Raw genomic sequence first — 18,265 nt, forward strand, 5'->3', positions numbered from 1 at the left:
CCGACGACGGCATGACACCGAATTAGGCGCGACAGGTAAGCTCTATGGATTTAGCTCCTGATCTACAGTTACCGAGTCTCCCGGAGGTTACCCTCCGGGCACTTGAGGCCTGTCACCAGGACGAGAGCTACCGAACCATCAGCGAGATCGTGTCCGTGGACACGGCTCTCGTTGCCAGAATCCTGGCGCTTGCCAACTCCGCACTCTATCGCCCGGCCACACGCATTACCTCGGTGGACCAGGCCTTGTTGAGACTTGGCACACGTCGTTTTCAAACTCTGGTGTTGACGGCCGCCCTGCGCCAACTCCTGTTCGAACTGGGGGGCGACGAATGGCAGCAGCTCAGGGATTTCTGGCGACACTCACTGACCACGGCCCTGACAGCCCGGGCTCTGGCCACGCTCACGCGTTACCGGGAACCCGACGAAGCGTTCATGTTGGGCATGGTCCACAACATCGGCGAACTGATCGCCATCAAGACGCCCGCACCCGACGCCAAGCAGTACTTTATCACTCACCAGTCCGACATAGCTGCAGAGCTGGTGACGGCCTGGGGCCTCGGCCCTATGGCCGCAGACGCCATGCGCTACCAGCAGGCGCTTCCCCACGAACTCCGGGACGCCGGACACCTGGTCAAGCTGATAAGCCTCGCTACACGACTGGCACTGTCCGATGCCGGGGGTATCGCCGCAGCAGCTACGGTTTTTGGCCTGAGTGAAGAACTAACAAGGGAGATAAACCGGCGAATCTCCCACGAAGTCTCCGGCATGGCCGCGTCATTGGGAATTCCCCTGGACAACGAATATGACGGTGAAACCGCCACCCGGAAACTGAAACAGACGATCCTGCGGCAGGCGATGGCCAACCAGTCGCTCGGTTTTGCCAATCTGCATGGCCCGGTCGACGACGTTCTCTCGGAGACCGTAAACAGCCTGACGCTGGTTACAGGCCTGCCCGCGCTCTGTTTCGGGCATAGCGACGATAACCTGGTTCTTTTGTCGGGCACCACCGGCGCGGTTCCGGAGCTTGCGGTTTCCGCCAACCCCGGCGGCAGCGTGCTGACCGATGCCTTCAGTTCGGGCAAGCCGGTCAGCCTGGCCGACCGCGCGCCCACGGTTCTCGATCGCCAACTGCTGACCCTGCTGCGGACCCCCTCGCTGCTCGCTGTGCCAGTAGTCACAGGTAACGACCGCCCCGGCGTGTTTGCTCTGGGCACCGATGAAAAAGACCCGACGACCACATCCGAACTCGCCACTCTGTTCGCCCGCCAACTGTCGGTGGTCCTCGAGGACCGATCGCAGACCCCCGATGCGGATGGCCAGCAGGATGCCATCCAGCAGGAAGTTGCTCGCGAAATGGTTCGAAGGCAGGTTCACGAAGTCAGCAATCCCCTGACAATCATCCGCCAGTATATTTACCAGCTCAGGAATCGGCTTGAGGACTCGGACGTTCAGCGGGAGCTGGACGTTATCCGTGACGAACTCGATCGTGCCGGCAATCTCCTGCTGCAGATGGGGCACACCACCACAGATGACGATGCCGAGGGCGCCGAGCTCAATGCCGAACTCAAAAGCCTGTCACGCATTCTGGAGGACAGCCTGTTCACGGACGGCAAACGTCAACTCAACGTGATAATGTGCAGGCAGCCGACGCTGCTGACGGTGGGTGCGGCACCCATTCGCCAGATCGTCATCAACCTTGTACGCAATGCCGTGGAAAGCCTGCCCGAGAAAGGCGGCAAGGTTGAGATACGGACATCGGCCCCGGTCTGGCAGAACAACCGGACCTGGGTGGAACTGGAAATAACGGATACCGGGACAGGAATTCCCGACGAGATCCGAAGTTCCCTGTTCACCCCGGTGAAAACCACAAAAGGAAAAGGCCACAGCGGATTGGGCCTGAGCATTGTGAAACAGCTAATTGATGACATGGAGGGCATCATTGCTTGTCGCACAGGGCAGGAAGGCACAGCCTTCAGGATTCTGCTTCCGGCGGCCAACCACAACAAGAACGAGACCGACTGACGCAGAAACGACGGACATAGAGCGATGGCACCTGAACTCACTGATCAGCTTCTCAGTAACGAGTTAACGGCACGCATCCTGGTGGTGGACGACGAACCCCGCCTGCTGGATTCACTCGCCGCCCTGCTACGTGACAGCGGTTATCAGGTCACCGAAGCCCACGGAGGAAAACGCGCCTGCGAGCTGGCGGATTCGCAGTCGTTTGACCTGGCCTTGCTTGACCTCAGAATGCCGGACGTGGATGGCTTCGATGTCATGGCTCATCTGGCCGACGTGCAGCCCGACTGCGGTGCCATCGTGGTCAGTGGCGAGAGCTCGTTCAGCGCCGTCAGCCGGGCCCTGCGGCGGGGTGCGCTGGATTACATCCGAAAGCCCTTCGATCCGGAAGAATTGCTGGCAACGGTTGCCAGCGTGACCAACAAGCAGTCCCTGCTCAAGGCCCACGAACATATCCAACTGCGCCTGGAAAAATCCGAGGCGCTGCACCGCTACATCGTCAACAGCTCACCCGATATCGTGTTCATGCTCGACGACGACGGCCACTTCTGTTTTGTGAACAGCAAAGTGGAAAGCCTGCTGGGCTACCCGCCCTCCGAACTGTGCGGGCATCATTTCCGCCATATCCTGGATGACCGGGACGTCACTCGGGGCATGTATGCCCTGAACGGACCCAACATAACCGCCGATAACCCGCGAACTCTGGAGGTCCGGCTGAAGACCAGGGGCAGCCGGCGAGCTACCCGCCATTTCGAGATCACGGCGTTTCCAATTGACCCGCAGACCTGGCCATATTCCCATGCCACGCAAGGCGGAGGGAACGGCCAGACCGCCCGCTATTACGGTACCGCCCGCGATGTCACGGAACGTAAGGAAGCAGAGGCGTTCATCAACTTCCAGGCGTACCACGATCTGCTGACACGACTGCCCAACCGGGCCCTGTTCAAGGACCGTCTGGAGCTTGCCATTACCCACGCCCGCCGCAGCGACCAGAAACTGGCGGTCATGTTTTTGGACCTCGACCGGTTCAAGGTGGTGAACGACACCCTCGGGCACGCCATGGGTGACCGGCTGCTGCAGGCAGTCACGCACCGGTTGGAAAAATGCCTCCGCAAAGGCGATACCCTGTCCCGCTTCGGTGGCGATGAATTCACGCTTCTCTTGCCATCCATCCACAGTCATGAGGATGCGAGACAAATCGCAAAGAAGTTGATCAATGCGCTGCGGGCGCCTTTCCAGCTCGGCGACCACGAGGTGTTCGTGGGAGTCAGCATAGGTATTTCAATCTATCCGGAAGCTGGCGACAGCATGGACCACCTCATCCAGAATGCCGACATCGCGATGTACCATGTCAAAGCCAGAGGCAAGGACGGCTACCGTTTCTACTCCGAAAGCATGAGTATCGATTCCGCCAACCGCCTCAACCTGGAACGGGATCTGCGCTTGGCACTTGAGCGGGACGAATTACGGGTGTTCTATCAACCCCAGGTGTGCTCAACGACCAATCGCATTGTCGGACTTGAGGCTCTCGTTCGCTGGCAGCATCCGGAGCGCGGACTGCTCTATCCGCGGGACTTCCTGCCACTGGCCGAGGAAACCCGCCTGATCGGCCAGCTCAGTGAGCGCGTCCTCGACCAGGCATGCCAGGACGTCGGACTGTGGATTCGATCGGGGCATTCCGACCTGCGACTGGCGGTCAATCTCTCGCCGGTTCAGGTCGAACATCCGAAGTTTGTGGATACACTCATGCAACGGGTGAGAGCCCACCGCTTCCCTGCCCAGAACCTGGAAATCGAGATCACCGAAAACGTGATCATGAACGATCTTGAGCAAATCAGCCAAAAGCTCCGGGAACTGGCCGCCCTGGGCGTGCGCATAGCCATCGACGATTTTGGTACGGGTTATTCATCCCTGAACTACCTGCACCGGCTTCCCATCCATACCCTGAAAGTCGATCAGTCCTTTGTCAAAGCGATCCGCAGCGGTGACGACGGCGCCTGCATCGTCAACGCCATTGTTGCCATGGCCCACGGCCTCAAACTGGAAATCGTCGCGGAAGGGGTTGAAACCGACGAACAGCTCGAATACCTTCGAAAGCTGGGCTGTCATCAGGTTCAGGGTTTCTACTATGGCCCCGCTCGACCGGCGGAGCATATCTCCAGAACCCTGGCGTTTCCGACAGCCCAAGCAGCCTCCATCTGACACCCAATTATCAATTGTCCGACACTCCTAACTAAAACCTTGATGCGGTTTGCAAAGTATTGCAAAGCGTTATTTTTTGTATCCCGAAATGCGTAGTGCTGCACATAAATCCCCACCCCTGTTCTCTAAGCTCGAGATCGTTAGGCGTTGATCACCGGAATCCCGACAGGCCGTCGGGCAACAACGACAAAAACGGTGACAACATCCCGAGGAACAAGAACAGGCAGCAGTCATCATGCGCGACAAGTACAAATACATTGGCCCGGTTTACGATTTCCTGAGCAATTTATACAGCGGCAAGAACATACATCGCTGCAAAACCGCCATGCTTGATGTAGAAACCGTTCAGCCCGGGGATCGCATCCTTTTTGCCGGAGTCGGCCATGGCAGAGACGCCATCCGCGCCGCCGAGCTGGGCGCTGACGTAACCGTTGTCGATCTTTCCGAAACCATGCTGCGCAAGTTTGGAGAAGCCCAGGAAAAGAAGGCGCCAAACCTGGCCATCCGCCGCATCCACAGCGACATCATGAAGGTGGAAGAGTTCGAACAGTACGACATGGTGGTAGCCAACTTCTTCCTGAACGTGTTCGACGAAGACATGATGGTCCGGGTCCTGGAACATCTGATCCGCCTGGGCAAGTCCGACGCGCGGGTCGTGGTTGGAGACTTCTGCTACCCCACCGGCAATATAGTCGCCCGCATGTTCAAGAAGCTCTACTGGTACATGGCGGTCTTTACCTTCTGGCTCTTTGCCAACAACGCCTTCCATAAGATCTACAACTACCCCGAGCACATGCAGCGTCTGGGCCTGCAGGTCACCGAAAAGAAGCATTTCAAGCTTCTGAACATGGACTGCTACTGGTCCATCCTCGGTCGCAAACAGGCCTGAGTGCCGCAGCCATCCAACCAACAATAAACCGGGGAGCAGAGACATGTCGGATCAGATTCTTGCACTGGACGGACTCCGTGAACTGGCAGACAACTCATTTACCTTCGCGGAACGGGTTGGCTACCTTAAGAAATACGGGCTCCACTCCCAGTCTTTTTCAACCCTGCAGCCCGGCATGCAGTACTTTGACGTTCCCGGGATCGGGTACCTGGCTTACATGCGCAAATGGGGTGGAACCTTTGTGCTGTCGGACCCGGTCTGCGCCCCCGAGAACTTTTCGGTGATTCTCGAGCATTTTCACAACCGTTTTCCCAATGCCTGCTACATTCAGGTTTCCAAGCCCGTGGTGGATTTCCTGCACCTGCGGTTCGGCCTGTATGGCACGCAGTTTGGCAGCGAATCGCGGATCGACCTGAGGAAGTGGTCACTGGCCGGCAAGAAAAAACAGATCCTTCGCACCGCACTGAACCAGGCCGAGAAGAGCAACATCACGGTGAAAGAGCGGTTCAGTGATGACCACACCCGGGAGATTTCCGAAGCCTGGATACGGACCCGGAAGTGCAAGAGCAATGAGATCCGCTTTCTGATTCGCCCGATGGAGATGGAGTACCGGGAAAACGAGCGCCATTTCTACGCCTATCAGGGGGACAAGGCCGTCGGCTTCATCTATTTCGACCCGATTTACCGCAACAATGAAATCATCAGCTACGTGCCGAACATTTCCCGGGCCAACGCCGATTTCCGCCAGGGCATTTTCTACACCTTGATGGCACACGCCATGGACGTGTTCAAGGCCGAGGGGGTTCCCTACCTCGACCTGGGCCTGATTCCACTGTCACTGGATGCCACCACCGAACACCAGGAAAGCCGGTCGCTGAAACGACTCCTGCACCTGGTCTACGAGAAGGGGAATTTCCTATATAACTTCAAAGGCCTGGAATTTACCAAGTCGCGTTTCCGGGGGGATGGCTTCAAAACCTACTGCTGCCACAAACGCGCGATCCCTGCCCTCGAATTCTTGGCCATGTTCAAACTGACGCGGCTGTTGTAACCGGACGGGGTTGCGCGGGCCAGTCAGCAAGAACTGATCTTGGCGCCAGGCCCAGAGCTTCCATGAATCCGGCCACTCCCTCGGGAGCCGGGCCGGAAAAGAGCGCAGCCCGCACCGGTTGGCTATTTGCCGGGTTTTCCCGACTCGCGTCAGGCGCCTTCCCCAGCTCCTCGAGCAAAACCGCCACCCGCCGGGCGATGGCTTCTCCAGAGTCCACCCAGAATTCAACGTCGGGCAGGACTTCCCTCAGAGCATCCAGCAATAAGGGGTAGTGTGTGCACCCCAGAACCACGGTGTCCACCTCCGCCTGATGAAAGCCCGCGACCGCTTCGGCCAGTTCATGGCGGGGCACATCCGCACCACTCACCGACTCTTCCACCCAGCGCACCAGATCCGGGTGCCCGATACGCTCGACCTGGCAGTGTCCGGCGAACTCGTCGACCAGGTTGTCCAGATAAGGTCGGCGCACCGTGGCCGGGGTTGCCAGCAGACCGATACGACCATTCCGGGTTTTGGCGGCAGCCGGTTTGATAGCGGGCACCACGCCAACCACCGGTGTCGATGTCATGGCCCGGAGATGGGGCAGAACTACCGTACTGGCGGTATTGCAGGCGACGATGATGACGTCGCAGGGATACTGGGCCAGCGACTCGCCAATCAACCGGCAGCAGCGCTCAATAACTACCGACTCTGGCTGGTCACCATAAGGAAACCCGGCATTGTCGGCCAGATAGACGAGCTCCGTTCCCGGCAGATGCTGGATGACGCTGGCCGCAATACTGAGGCCACCGACGCCGGAATCGAACACCAGAACCCGAGGGGAAGAATCCGTCTTCAAGACGCTGATCCTCTCGGAGAAATAGCGCTCTCCATGGCCCGGATCAGGCGACCGGCAATGGTCGTTTGAGGCGGAACCGGGGGAGTGTCGCCCGGCACAAACCAATCCGCATCGGCCAGCTCGTCTTCCTGGAGTACAAGATCGCCGCCGGCGTAGTCAGCAAAGAACCCAACCATAAGCTGGTGCGGGAACGGCCACGGCTGGGACGATTGATACCGGACGTTGGTCACGTCCAGGCCAGTTTCCTCTTTAACCTCACGGACCACGGCTTCCTCAAGACTTTCGCCCGGCTCGACAAAGCCGGCAATCAGACTGTAGAAGTGATGACGGGCCCGGGAAGACCTGGCGAGCAACAGGCGGTCATCCCGCCGAATCACCACGATTACACAGGGCGCCAGTCTCGGGTACCAGGGAATCCCGCAGGGTCCGCACCATTTTGCCCGCTCGTGTGGATGAAATTCGGTTTCCTGCCCACATCGCCCGCAATAGCGATGATCCCGCCACCACTGCCATACCTGGAATCCGGTACTCAACAATTCGGCAGGAGCCTCCTCCATCATCAACAGGGCATCCCTGAGGGGCACGGGTTCCAGCCCGCCCCTGACAGGGTCCGGCAATTCCGTGACATAGACGGGCTTACCGTCCACGATACCAAGGGAGACAGGCTCACAGTCGATTCCCTGGTGCACGTCAGAACCCCATAAAAGAAACCAGCCCTCTTCCGGCTTGAGAATGGCCGAGCCGGAAATCGCCAGCAAACGGTCTCCGGCCTGTGGCGGGTTCGTGGTCCAGCCCGGAGTCCAGTCTGTGTTCGAGATTGCCATTAACTGTCCACACCTGCGTGATGAATGGGCCAAGCTGAAATGTACCACACTGAATGACGGGGCAAGTAAGAGGAGTGACTTTCCGCACCGTACTCAACCAAGTAAACTTGGCCCCTATCTGATTCACCGGAGCAACAGTTTATGCGACTTTACCAGGGCATTCGCAGCCTGATCCTGACCATTCTCCGCAAGATGCTGTTCCTTTGGGTCAGGACCGACGTCAGCGGGAATAGCCTTGAAGCTCTGGGACTGGATCCGGACAAGCCCGTCTGTTACGTGCTTCAGTACAGCAGTCTGTCGAGCCGGTTGGTACTGGAGCAGGAAGTCATCCGCGCCCACCTGCCCGGTGCCACCGATTCGTTGCCGGTAAAAAACGGACCGTCCCACTCGTTCTTCTTTCTCTACCGTCGCACCGGCGGTCTGTTTCGCCGTCGGCAGACCCCAGTACTGACCACCGAGTTCGAGGCATTGATTCAGTACGGCCTCGAGCATCCGGACGAGGATGTCCAGATCGTGCCGGTATCCCTGTTCTGGGGTCGCTCGCCGGACAAAGAGAAATCCCTGGTAAAATTGCTGTTATCCGATACCTGGACCGTGGCAGGGCGGCTACAGAAGTTACTGATCATCATGGTTCATGGCCGCAACACCTATGTGCAGTTTAATCAGCCCCTGTACCTGAAGCAGGTCATCGATGAATACCGGCACTCCGAAGAACGTGCGAGACGCAAACTTGCGCGCATTCTGCGCACCCACTTCCGACGCGTTCGTCAGGCTGTTCTCGGACCGGACCTGTCCCACAGGCGAACCCTTGTCGGCGGATTGGTGCGCACCCAGGCGGTCAAGGAAGCTATCCGGGAAACCGCTGCAAAGGATGATATTCCGCCCGAGAAGGTTCGCGCCAAGGCCTGGAAATACGCGGACGAAATTGCCGCCAGCATGTCGATCGTTACCATCCGGTTCCTGGAAGTGGTATTGGCCTGGCTCTGGAACCGCATCTACAACGGCATTGCCATCAACAATATTCGTGTGGCCAAGGAAGTGGCCCAGGAAAACGCCGTGGTATATGTGCCCTGCCACCGGTCACACATCGACTACCTGCTGCTGTCCTACGTACTGTACAAGAACGGCCTGATGCCACCCCACATTGCCGCCGGCATCAACCTTAACATGCCGATTGTAGGTCCGATCCTGCGCCGCGGCGGCGCTTTTTTCATGCGCCGGAGCTTCAAGGATAACCCCCTTTACGCCACCGTATTCAACGAGTACATGCATGTAATGTTCTCCCGGGGGTACTCCGTTGAGTATTTCGTCGAGGGAGGTCGTAGTCGGACCGGTCGCATGCTGCAACCACGGCCCGGCATGCTGTCGATGACCGTTCGCAGTTTCCTGCGCGATCACCGCAAGCCGATCGTCTTTGTGCCGGTCTACATTGGCTACGAAAAGGTGATGGAAGGCCGCTCCTATCTGGGCGAACTCCGGGGCAAGAAAAAGCAGAAGGAGAACGTGTTCGCACTTGCCAAAACCGTTCGCAAACTGAGCAACTCCTTCGGCCGCGTGGCAGTCAACTTCGGCGAAGCCATCCCGCTCGCCGACGTGCTTGATGAGGTTCACGACAGCTGGCGGCAGGAAGCCTACGATTCGGAATATCGCCCGCCGTGGCTCAAAGAGGCGGTTGACCAACTGGCGTTGCGAGTGGCCTCCAATATCAACGCCTCCGTTGCGGTCAACCCCATCGGGATGACCGCAACGGTCCTGCTCGGAACCGATCGTATGGCCATGGACGAAGGCCAACTGATTCGCCTGATGGATCAGTACTCTGGCCTGCTCAAAGCCTATCCTTACGCCGAAACAGTGACGTTGCCGGAGGGATCTGGCAAGGACTGGGTTGCCTACTGCGAGAACATGGGGCTGATCACGCGGCAGCCGCAGAAACTGGGCGATATCATCGCACTGGAAGGCAGCAATGCCATCCTGATGACCTATTACCGCAACAACATACAGCACCTGTTCGCGTTGCCGTCACTGGTCGCCAGCCTGTTCGAGAACACGGATTCGCTGCGACGGGACAAGGTCGTGTTCCTGGCCAGCGTGGCCTACCCCTACCTGCGGTCTGAACTGTTCCTCAAGTACCAGACGGAGGATGTGGAAACCGTCATCAATCGCTGGATCGATGTGCTGATCGAACAGGGGCTGCTGGAAAGTCTGGATGACGATCGCATTGGCCGGCCCGAGGAAGGCACGGAGGCCATGTTACGACTGAGGGTACTGTCGCACTTCATCATCCAGACCCTCGAGCGCTATCACATTGCCCTGGGCATCCTGCGCAAGTACGGCTCGGGCAAACTCAGCGCAGCCGAGCTCGAAGAACAGAGCACACTGCTGGCCGAACGCATGTCAATCCTGTTTGGCCTGAATGCCCCCGAGTTCTTCGACAAGAGCCTGTTCCGGAATTTCATTGCCAACCTGCAGAAGAACGGCGTCATTACCACCGACGAAACCGGATTGATCTGCTATGGCAAGGGGCTCGATGACGTCGCCGAAGACGCCCGACTGGTGCTCAGCGTTGAGAAACGGCAGGCGATCCAGCAGGTCACGATGCTGGGAGCTTAAGGGAGATTACCGGGCGGGCAGCGCTTTGAGAGAATAGATGTCGTAGCGACTGCTCTTGCCCTCTATCCGTGTTGCGGGCTCGGGGCCGGCGATCGTCGGAGCCTTGCGGGGACGCTTGACGACGACCCGGTAGGTCGCGCATCCAAGTGCCGCTTCCAGGAGCGCTTCGGCGTCGGTGTCGTCACCCACCACCGACCGGAATACCTGCATTTCCTTTTTGACCAGGGCTGACTTGTCCCGATGCGGGAACATGGGATCCAGATAGATTACGTCTGCCGAACCCGGCGCTGCAGCCTCCAGCCACGTTAGACTGCTGCCTTCCTTGAGCGACATGCGCGCGATAATGGGCGCGCAGTCCACGTTGAGCGATGCCCTTGCCAGGCCGTCGGCCAGCAGGGCATGAATCACGGGATTACGCTCGAACAGGGTCACCTCACATCCCAGACTGGCGAGCACAAAGGCGTCCTGACCAAGGCCGGCAGTGGCATCGACCACGCGCAAGGTCGCGCGGGTTTTCTGCAAACCCACGGCTTTTGCAACCATCTGCCCGGCCCCGCCGCCGTGCTCTCGGCGATAGCCCATTTTCCCGGTGACAAACTCCGCGCGCACCGGCCCTGGGGCGCCTTTACCGGTCACCTGCAAACCCAGCCCGTTCTCATCCAGATACAAAACCATCGCGAAGTCCCGGATCTCCTTCGGGCGAACGATGCCAAGGTTTTCGATGGCCAGGGACTGGCTCAGTGCGACAGCCTGTTCGGCATCCCCGAGCGGACTGCGCCCCACCGCTAACGCACTGGGCATGTCAAAATCATGGGCGGGAAAGGAAGGGAGATCGGTCATCAAACCAGAATATCAATGCCGGCAAGCGTAGCGTCGCCGCCGGACGCCTGCCCTGCGGCTGCAACCGCTGCAAACGTCGACAGCGCCCGAGCCGTCGGCAACGGCAGGTCGTCAGCCCGAAAGCGCTCCAGGCGGGCATCTTCCGCGGCCCGGCGGGCCTCTACCCGTCGTTCCAGACTGGTATCGGGGACACACTCAATGGGGGTAAGCGAACGGCCATCGGCCAGATTACGGCGTGCAGACTCGGTGGACTTCTCCGGGGAAGACGCCGGCGCACGGGCAACATCGCTGCGCTCCCGGGCCGGACTATTGTTTCCGGGCTGGTAGCCGTAACCGTTTCCTGAATGAATACCACCGATCATGAACTGATCTCGCTGGCTCAGTGACAAAGATGTAGAAGGAAAGTATGGAAGAATCCCGCCGGGATTAAAAGCGCCTGATGTTATTCACGACCCGGCAGTTTTTTCCAGGCAACCTCATCCCGGATATACACCGGCTGCGCCTGGTCGGCAGGAACCGCCTGACCCTCCCGGTATCCGGTTTCCGCCAACCTGGCGACCCAGGCTGCCCGCGGGACCAGAGTGTCGTCGACAGACGCAACCCGGGCCAGCACCTCTGCGGGCATATCATCCCGCAAGCGCCAGCCCTGCCCTGCTCCCACCCAGTGCCCGAAATCGCCTTCGAGGGCAACCAGGGCAGGTGGACATACCCTTTCTTCGCCCAGCAATACCGGGAGTCCGTCGCGGCGGGAAAAACAGCCCCAATAGACCTCTCCCATACGGGCATCGAACGCCACGGCAACTGCACCATCACCCTGCAGGTCCATGGACTCCATCGCTCCAAGCGCTACGGCCGCCAGCGAGGACACCGGCACCACCGGCACATCCAGTCCCCATGCAAGGCCCTGAACCACGCCCGTCGCAATCCGAATGCCGGTGAAGGAACCCGGACCACAGGCAAAGGCCAGCGCATCCAGGTCCTTGGGCTCCAGACTTTTTTCAGCCAGGAGCTCCCGCACCATGGGCATCAACAGCCGGGTGTGGCCGCGGGGCGCAATCTCGAAACGTTCGGATATCTCGCCATCAAGAAGAAGGGCTGCCGAGCAGCCCTCCGATGACGTATCCAGTGCAAGCAGTTTCACGGACGTGAAAACCCTCGGGTCGGGATATCGTTGATTTACTGAAGCTTGGACAGAATCTGGTCACGAATGCTGTCGAGGCTGCCAACGCCCTCCACACGCACGTACTTTGGCGCGTCCTCCGGAGCCTCAGCAGCCCAGTCCTGATAGTAACCTACCAGCGGCGCCGTCTGGTCGTGATAGATTTTCAGACGCTTGCGAACGGTCTCTTCCTTGTCGTCTTCACGCTGGACCAGTGCTTCTCCGGTTTCGTCATCCTTGCCCTCAACCTTGGGCGGATCGTATTTCACGTGGTAGATACGGCCACTGCCTTCGTGCACGCGGCGGCCGGAAAGACGGCTGACAATTTCTTCGTCATCGACCGCAATCTCGACCACGAAATCGATAGCAATACCCTGATCCTTCAGCGCTTCGGCCTGGGGAATGGTGCGCGGGAACCCGTCCAGCAGGAAGCCGTTCTTGCAGTCAGGCTGCTGAATGCGCTCCTCGATCAGGGCGATGATGATATCGTCAGATACCAGACCACCGGTTGCCATAACCTCCTTGACCTGTTTTCCCAGATCGGATTCGGCCTTGACCGCGGCACGCAGCATGTCACCGGTGGAGATCTGGGGAATATCGAAACGTTCGGTGATGAACTGGGCCTGCGTCCCCTTCCCCGCGCCCGGCGCGCCTAACATGATGATTCGCATAACGTTGTGCTCCCGTTTTAGTCATTATCGTTTGAAAAGTTATGGCAAAAGCCCTTGCCTTTGCGACAACCTCTCGGTATCGAACGGATGTGCGCCAGGATCGGCGAACGCGCATTATACGAAGTCAGCCTGCCCAGAGAAAGTCGACCTCCGTATCATGAACTGCGAATGGGCATTTCGGGCCCGGAACGCCCGGCGGACTCAGGATGACAGGGATGTGGCCAGTGCGTCCAGATCCGGGGCAACACGATCTATCTCGAGCTCGAGATCGTCTACCACCGCAGGAGAGAGCCCGAGTCCTTCAAGAAGAGAGGGGATATCGTCAGCGTTGAATTCGTCACCAATTCGCCGAGCCTTGAGCAGGGCGTTGGCCAGTTGAACCATCAGCACATACTGTTCATCGTCGCCGTGATACCCCGCATGCTGGTGCATGCCGGCTGACTTGATCACTGGATCGGGCAGCTGCCAGAGTCGGTGCAGGATGCCGCCAATTGCACCGTGACCGACGGCAAGAACCTGCTCATTGCGGGCATGCCCGAACACCTGCTGCTCCAGGGAATACATGCTCGCCTCCGGATTGGCCTCGCGCAGGGCGTTCAATTCCTCGAATTCGGCAGGGAACAGGTGTCCTACCAGCAACAGGCCAAAGTTGTGCAGCAGACCGCACAGGTAGGCCAGCCCCTTATCGACGCCACAATAGGGCGCCAGGCTCTGACACAGGAACGCGCAATAGAGGGAGTGGCGCCAAAAATTGTCCATGCCCAGCATGCCCTTGCGCGGTATATCGAAAGCTCGCACCGAGGCGATACCCAGGGCGATGTGAGCCACCCGGTCAAAGCCCAGCACCCGCGTTACCGCCTCCTGGACCGAGTTGACCTGCCCCGGGTAATTGAACAGGGCCGAACGGGCGTAGCGCATGATCTGGGCGGTCAGGCTGGGATCAAATTCGATCAGTTCGGCCAGCTCCCGGGCGGTAGCTTCGGTGTTGGCGGTCAGGCGCAGAATACGCAGGGCCAGGGCAGGCATGGGCGGGAGTCGATACAACTGCTGCAGCTTGTCGGCGACCTCATCCAGAGTCAGCGCGGCACGATTGCCGTTGCCCTGCCCCCGGATGACGAGATGCCCACCACGGCTTCCCGCCAACGCCAGCCTCAGGTGACACCCTTCCATTTCAAGCACCCCGTGGTCGGATCCACCGGTAAACAGAACCCGCTCCGCCCGGGACACGTCTTCGTCCACCAGTACGGGCAGCTCATAGGCCGCACCAATCGGTGGAACGAAGCCCGGATCGCAGTCACTGAACAATCTCATGGTCTGACGGGCGGTCAGCAGTTGCAGATTGCGACCAGTGAGGTGATGGACCGCATCCAGATCCAGAGAACTGTCGAATTTGTGCACTGCCATGACGGCGCCGCCCATATCGATCAGCAGGGTTGCCTGAATGAAGTCCGCCTGTGGCTGTCCGGAGGCCCTTACCGCTGCGTCGAGGTTCGCCGCCTGGTCGATCCGGAGATCCGCGTAGGGTATGGCCTTTCGGGCCAGAAATCGTTCCAGTCGCGCAGCTAGAGCCACAGCCTACTCCCGTTCTTATTTATTGGCGCCAGTACAGACCACCGGTTTTATCGAGCCTAGCTTAACCGGTGTTGCGCATACCCGCAGCAATTCCCGCCATGGTCACCTTGAGCGCCCGTTCGACAAGCTCGGGCACCTCACCCTTGCCCTCACTTTCACGATTGCGCCGAAGCAGCTCGGCCTGCAGGTAATGCAGGGGATCCGTGTAGGGGTTGCGGACCCGCATGGAGTGGGCGAAAACCGGCTCGCCCTCCAGCAGATCTGTCTGCTCTTTCAATTCCAGCAGGCGCTGGATACATCGCCGCAGGCGGTCACGGAGATCGGCGCCAAGAGCCTGCAGTTTCTCGTCGTCCAACAGGGTTTGCTCGTAGTAGCTGGCAATTCGAAGATCCGACTTGGCCAGCACCATTTCCAGCATATCCACGTAGGTCCGGAAGAATGGCCACCCCTTCATCATGTCCCGTAACACCGGCAGGCGATTGTCCTGGGCCGCCTCTTCCAGCGCCACGTCACTGCCCAGCCAACTGGGCAGCATCAGCCGCATCTGGGTCCAGGCGAAAATCCAGGGAATGGCGCGCAAACTTTCGACGCCGCCCGTGGCTTTGCGCCGTGCCGGTCGGCTGCCAAGCGCCAGTTTGCCCAATGCCTGCTCGGGCGTGACCTGACGGAAGTAAGGCACAAAATCCGGATTTTCACGGACCACCTCTCGATAGGCCTTGAGGGACCGTTCGGTCAGCCAGTCCATGGTTTCGCGCCAGCCGGACTCCGGTTCCGGTGGCGGCGCCAGGGTCGCCTCAATAACCGCCGTGGTGTAAAGGGTCAGACTTTGCACCGCCAGGTGCGGCAGACCGAATTTAAAACGAATCATTTCACCCTGCTCGGTGATCCGGAAACTGCCGTTTACCGACCCCGGCGGCTGCGAAAGGATCGCCCGGTTGGCAGGACCGCCGCCCCGACCAACTGTGCCACCACGGCCGTGGAACAGGGTCAGGTGCACACCGTACTGGTTGGCAACCTCAGTGAGTTTTTCCTGAGCCTGGTATTGCGCCCAGGCCGCCATCAGCTGACCGGCATCCTTGGAAGAATCGGAATAACCGATCATGACTTCCTGACGCCCCTGACAGTACTCCCGGTACCATTCGACTTCGTAAAGTGACGCCATGCTGTCTGGCGCGCCCCGGAGGTCATCCAGGGTCTCGAACAGGGGGACGACCCGCATCGGGTACTTCATCCCGGATTCCCGAAGCAGCAGAATGACGCTGAGCACATCCGAAGGTTTGCTCGCCATGGAGATTACATAGGAACCCAGAGCCTGAGGCGTCTGTTGCGCTACCACTTCACAGGTTGCCAAGACCTCGCGAACTGGCTCCGACGGTTCCCAGTTGCGTGGTACGAGAGGCCGGCGCCCTTGAAGCTCGTTCACCAGAAACGCCTGACGGTCAGCTTCCGACCAGGACAGGTAGTCGCCCAGGCCAAGGTAGCTCACCATTTCGGCCACCGCCTCGGCATGTCGGGAGGCCTCCTGGCGAATGTCCAGACGAATCAGTGGCAAGCCAAAGGTGTGGGCGCGGCGAATGGTATCGAGCAGTGGACCGTTGGCGATCGATTCCAGCCCACAGTCCACCAGCGAGCGGTAGCACAGCTCCAGCGGCGCGGTGAGGTCTTCATTCTCGAACAGAATGTCCGTGGCATCGGCAGCCTCGCCATTGACACTGGCCTCCGCCCAGTCACGGGTTTTGACCAGACGTTCGCGCAGCTTTGCCAGCACCTGACGATAGGGCTCGCGGGTATCGCCGACGTGCTCCCGGAGCTCGTCACTGGCCTGCCACATGGACAACTCTGCCCGTAACGCCTGAATGTCCCGCAGGTAAAGGTCAGCCGCCATCCAGCGGCCAAGCAGGAAAACCTTTCGGGTAACCTGGTGAGTGACGTTGGGGTTGCCGTCCCGATCGCCACCCATCCATGATGCAATGCGGATGGGTGAGGCCTGCAGCGGCAACCCCCGACCGGTCGAATCGGCCAGGGCCGCATCGAGACTGCTGAGGAAACGTGGCAGGGCCTGCCACAGACTGTTCTCAATAACCGCAAAGCCCCACTTGGCCTCGTCCACGGCCGTTGGTCGCTCGTAGCGAATCTCGTCGGTGTGCCAGGCCTCGGTCACGAGCCGGGAGAGCTGATCGACAATTTCCTCGCGCTCAGCCGGCATAAGGTCGTCGTGATCCAGTCGCGCCAGGCACTCGGACATCTCGTCGTACTTCATGATAAGAGTCCGGCGCGCGACCTCGGTCGGATGGGCCGTCAGTACGAATTCAATGCGGAGGTTGGCCACCCGCTCGTGCAGCTCCTCGGGACTGACGCCGCCCGATTTCAGACGACCAAACACCTCTCCCAGGGACTCGACCATCAGGTCTGACTGATGGCCGCGTTTACGACGAATACCGTGGTACTGCTCGGCCAGGTTGGCGAGGTTGAGAAACTGGTTGAACGCCCGGGTAACCGGCAGCAGTTCATCGTCGCTCAGCTTGCGCAGCAGGCTGACCAGGCGCTGGCCAGAACCACTCTCCTGACGCCGATCGCCCTTGGCCGCAGCGCGCACCTCCTCGATCAGTTCGTAACATTCCAGCCCGGGGTAACGCTGGATGCTCTGGCCCAGCAGTTCCCCCAGCAAACGCACGTTCTCTCGAAGATCGGGATGTAGCTCGGTCACATTGACGTCCTTTTAAATTGACGGAGGCGAAGTAAACTTACGATACTAAGGAATAGTCGAGAAAGTCTATTGGCGTTTCAAGCCTTTGGCCGCAAGGAGTATTCATGAAAGTAACTGATCTGCCCAAGCACTGGGAAAAGCAAAAAGAACCCGTGGAGCGGACCCACGACTACAACCTGCGCCTGCCGTTGGAGGACGCAGCACGGATTGCCGCCCTGGCAGAACTGTATCCGGACCGCAGTGAAAGCGACATTCTCAACGACATGATTGGCGCGGCCCTGGACGATCTGGTCCGCCAGAGTCCGCTGAAAGACAAGCTGGAAAACAAAGACAAGTAAGAATCCCGAAACACCGGGCAGGAAATACAGAGCGTAGGGCGTAGGTTCGGAGTGGCGAACGCCACTCCGTCAATTCGATCGGGACAGGCCTTGGGCTGTCAACCGGTCAGGCGACCGATTCCAGCTGACGGGCCTTGAGACGCTGGATATGCTTCTGGCTCAGACTCACGAACCTGGGGGTCAGCCCTTGGTCCTCATAGATTTCAAAGCCGTCCTCATCATAAGCCACCACCTTGGTACCCTGAACATAGGGAAAACTGGTTTCCATTTCGTCCAGCGCAGCTGAAATCAGGTCACGCATCAAATCCTGCGGTGATTTCATCGGGTAGAGCGCTGCCAGTTTTTCCAAACGCTTGTGATGCTGGTCGGACAACGCCATAAAGTAGGCGTCGCGGGTCAATCGTCCGCGCGCATGTTTGTCCCAGTAATTGACCAGATCCTTGATTTTCATGGTGCCTTCACTCCTGCATCTTATTGATGGCGCACGGCGCACGGAATCAGTGCGTCCGTTCCCCGAAGTGTAGACGAAGCGGCTGCGGCGGG

At 59.2% G+C, this 18,265-nt stretch carries 15 protein-coding genes; 6 read left to right on the forward strand and 9 right to left on the reverse strand.

Features of this window, described 5'->3' with window-relative positions:
• Window positions 1-44: 44 nt before the first annotated feature.
• The 4 genes from K0B93_RS17110 to K0B93_RS17125 all read left to right on the forward strand — a co-directional run bounded on the left by K0B93_RS17110 (window position 45) and on the right by K0B93_RS17125 (window position 6,163).
• Window positions 45-2,024 carry an HDOD domain-containing protein gene (locus tag K0B93_RS17110; RefSeq protein ID WP_219868473.1) on the forward strand — a complete coding sequence of 660 codons (1,980 nt, stop codon included), beginning with the start codon at window positions 45-47 and terminating at the stop codon, window positions 2,022-2,024.
• 24 nt (window positions 2,025-2,048) lie between these two features.
• Window positions 2,049-4,223, forward strand: a complete 2,175-nt coding sequence (locus tag K0B93_RS17115; protein ID WP_219868474.1) for a putative bifunctional diguanylate cyclase/phosphodiesterase — start codon at window positions 2,049-2,051, stop codon at window positions 4,221-4,223.
• 235 nt (window positions 4,224-4,458) lie between these two features.
• Complete coding sequence (locus tag K0B93_RS17120; protein ID WP_219868475.1) at window positions 4,459-5,112, forward strand: class I SAM-dependent methyltransferase; 654 nt, start codon at window positions 4,459-4,461, stop codon at window positions 5,110-5,112.
• Between the two features lie 43 nt (window positions 5,113-5,155).
• Window positions 5,156-6,163 (forward strand): DUF2156 domain-containing protein, encoded by a 1,008-nt coding sequence (locus K0B93_RS17125; protein WP_219868476.1) that lies wholly within the window; start codon window positions 5,156-5,158, stop codon window positions 6,161-6,163.
• Here K0B93_RS17125 and murI read toward each other — a convergent pair.
• Both murI and nudC read right to left on the reverse strand, forming a co-directional pair.
• The gene (murI, locus tag K0B93_RS17130; RefSeq protein ID WP_219868477.1) at window positions 6,141-7,001 is read right to left on the reverse strand and encodes a glutamate racemase; all 861 of its coding nucleotides are present in this window, start codon (window positions 6,999-7,001) and stop codon (window positions 6,141-6,143) included. The genes K0B93_RS17125 and murI overlap by 23 nt on opposite strands.
• Entirely contained in the window at window positions 6,998-7,825 is an 828-nt protein-coding gene (gene nudC, locus K0B93_RS17135) for an NAD(+) diphosphatase (protein ID WP_219868478.1), read from the reverse strand. Before nudC ends, murI begins: the two co-directional genes overlap by 4 nt.
• A gap of 141 nt (window positions 7,826-7,966) precedes the next feature.
• Here nudC and plsB point away from each other — a divergent pair, with 141 nt between their 5' ends.
• Window positions 7,967-10,435 carry a glycerol-3-phosphate 1-O-acyltransferase PlsB gene (plsB, locus tag K0B93_RS17140; RefSeq protein ID WP_219868479.1) on the forward strand — a complete coding sequence of 823 codons (2,469 nt, stop codon included), beginning with the start codon at window positions 7,967-7,969 and terminating at the stop codon, window positions 10,433-10,435.
• 6 nt (window positions 10,436-10,441) lie between these two features.
• On the opposite strand, the gene K0B93_RS17145 is transcribed toward plsB, so the two are convergent.
• The 6 genes from K0B93_RS17145 to ppc form a co-directional block, all read right to left on the reverse strand.
• Window positions 10,442-11,236 carry a class I SAM-dependent methyltransferase gene (locus tag K0B93_RS17145; protein ID WP_219868480.1) on the reverse strand — a complete coding sequence of 265 codons (795 nt, stop codon included), beginning with the start codon at window positions 11,234-11,236 and terminating at the stop codon, window positions 10,442-10,444.
• Between the two features lie 38 nt (window positions 11,237-11,274).
• The gene (locus K0B93_RS17150; RefSeq protein WP_219868481.1) at window positions 11,275-11,637 is read right to left on the reverse strand and encodes a UDP pyrophosphate phosphatase; all 363 of its coding nucleotides are present in this window, start codon (window positions 11,635-11,637) and stop codon (window positions 11,275-11,277) included.
• An 80-nt stretch (window positions 11,638-11,717) separates the two neighbouring features.
• Window positions 11,718-12,416, reverse strand: a complete 699-nt coding sequence (gene tsaB / locus K0B93_RS17155) for a tRNA (adenosine(37)-N6)-threonylcarbamoyltransferase complex dimerization subunit type 1 TsaB (protein ID WP_219868482.1) — start codon at window positions 12,414-12,416, stop codon at window positions 11,718-11,720.
• A gap of 35 nt (window positions 12,417-12,451) precedes the next feature.
• A complete protein-coding gene (adk, locus tag K0B93_RS17160) occupies window positions 12,452-13,105 on the reverse strand; it encodes an adenylate kinase (RefSeq protein WP_219868483.1) in 654 nt (217 codons plus the stop codon).
• Between the two features lie 201 nt (window positions 13,106-13,306).
• Complete coding sequence (locus K0B93_RS17165) at window positions 13,307-14,677, reverse strand: HDOD domain-containing protein (protein WP_219868484.1); 1,371 nt, start codon at window positions 14,675-14,677, stop codon at window positions 13,307-13,309.
• Between the two features lie 61 nt (window positions 14,678-14,738).
• Window positions 14,739-17,384 carry a phosphoenolpyruvate carboxylase gene (ppc, locus tag K0B93_RS17170; protein ID WP_219868485.1) on the reverse strand — a complete coding sequence of 882 codons (2,646 nt, stop codon included), beginning with the start codon at window positions 17,382-17,384 and terminating at the stop codon, window positions 14,739-14,741.
• 104 nt (window positions 17,385-17,488) lie between these two features.
• On the opposite strand from ppc, the gene K0B93_RS17175 reads away from it, so the two are divergent.
• On the forward strand, window positions 17,489-17,722 hold the full coding sequence (locus tag K0B93_RS17175) for a hypothetical protein (RefSeq protein ID WP_219868486.1): 234 nt from the start codon (window positions 17,489-17,491) through the stop codon (window positions 17,720-17,722).
• 106 nt (window positions 17,723-17,828) lie between these two features.
• Here K0B93_RS17175 and K0B93_RS17180 read toward each other — a convergent pair whose 3' ends face one another.
• Window positions 17,829-18,173 carry a pilin assembly protein gene (locus K0B93_RS17180; protein ID WP_219868487.1) on the reverse strand — a complete coding sequence of 115 codons (345 nt, stop codon included), beginning with the start codon at window positions 18,171-18,173 and terminating at the stop codon, window positions 17,829-17,831.
• Between the last annotated feature and the right edge of the window lie 92 nt (window positions 18,174-18,265).

The organism is Marinobacter sp. F4218, assembly GCF_019443085.1.
Taxonomy (GTDB): domain Bacteria; phylum Pseudomonadota; class Gammaproteobacteria; order Pseudomonadales; family Oleiphilaceae; genus Marinobacter; species Marinobacter albus.

Bases quoted from the DNA above. Each gene is read 5' to 3' on its own strand.
- K0B93_RS17110 (WP_219868473.1), top strand. From the start codon at position 45: ATGGATTTAGCTCCTGATCTACAGTTACCGAGTCTCCCGGAGGTTACC.
- K0B93_RS17115 (WP_219868474.1), top strand. From the start codon at position 2,049: ATGGCACCTGAACTCACTGATCAGCTTCTCAGTAACGAGTTAACGGCA.
- K0B93_RS17120 (WP_219868475.1), top strand. From the start codon at position 4,459: ATGCGCGACAAGTACAAATACATTGGCCCGGTTTACGATTTCCTGAGC.
- K0B93_RS17125 (WP_219868476.1), top strand. From the start codon at position 5,156: ATGTCGGATCAGATTCTTGCACTGGACGGACTCCGTGAACTGGCAGAC.
- nudC (WP_219868478.1), bottom strand. From the start codon at position 7,825: ATGGCAATCTCGAACACAGACTGGACTCCGGGCTGGACCACGAACCCG.
- plsB (WP_219868479.1), top strand. From the start codon at position 7,967: ATGCGACTTTACCAGGGCATTCGCAGCCTGATCCTGACCATTCTCCGC.
- K0B93_RS17145 (WP_219868480.1), bottom strand. From the start codon at position 11,236: ATGCCCAGTGCGTTAGCGGTGGGGCGCAGTCCGCTCGGGGATGCCGAA.
- K0B93_RS17150 (WP_219868481.1), bottom strand. From the start codon at position 11,637: ATGATCGGTGGTATTCATTCAGGAAACGGTTACGGCTACCAGCCCGGA.
- adk (WP_219868483.1), bottom strand. From the start codon at position 13,105: ATGCGAATCATCATGTTAGGCGCGCCGGGCGCGGGGAAGGGGACGCAG.
- K0B93_RS17175 (WP_219868486.1), top strand. From the start codon at position 17,489: ATGAAAGTAACTGATCTGCCCAAGCACTGGGAAAAGCAAAAAGAACCC.
- K0B93_RS17180 (WP_219868487.1), bottom strand. From the start codon at position 18,173: ATGAAAATCAAGGATCTGGTCAATTACTGGGACAAACATGCGCGCGGA.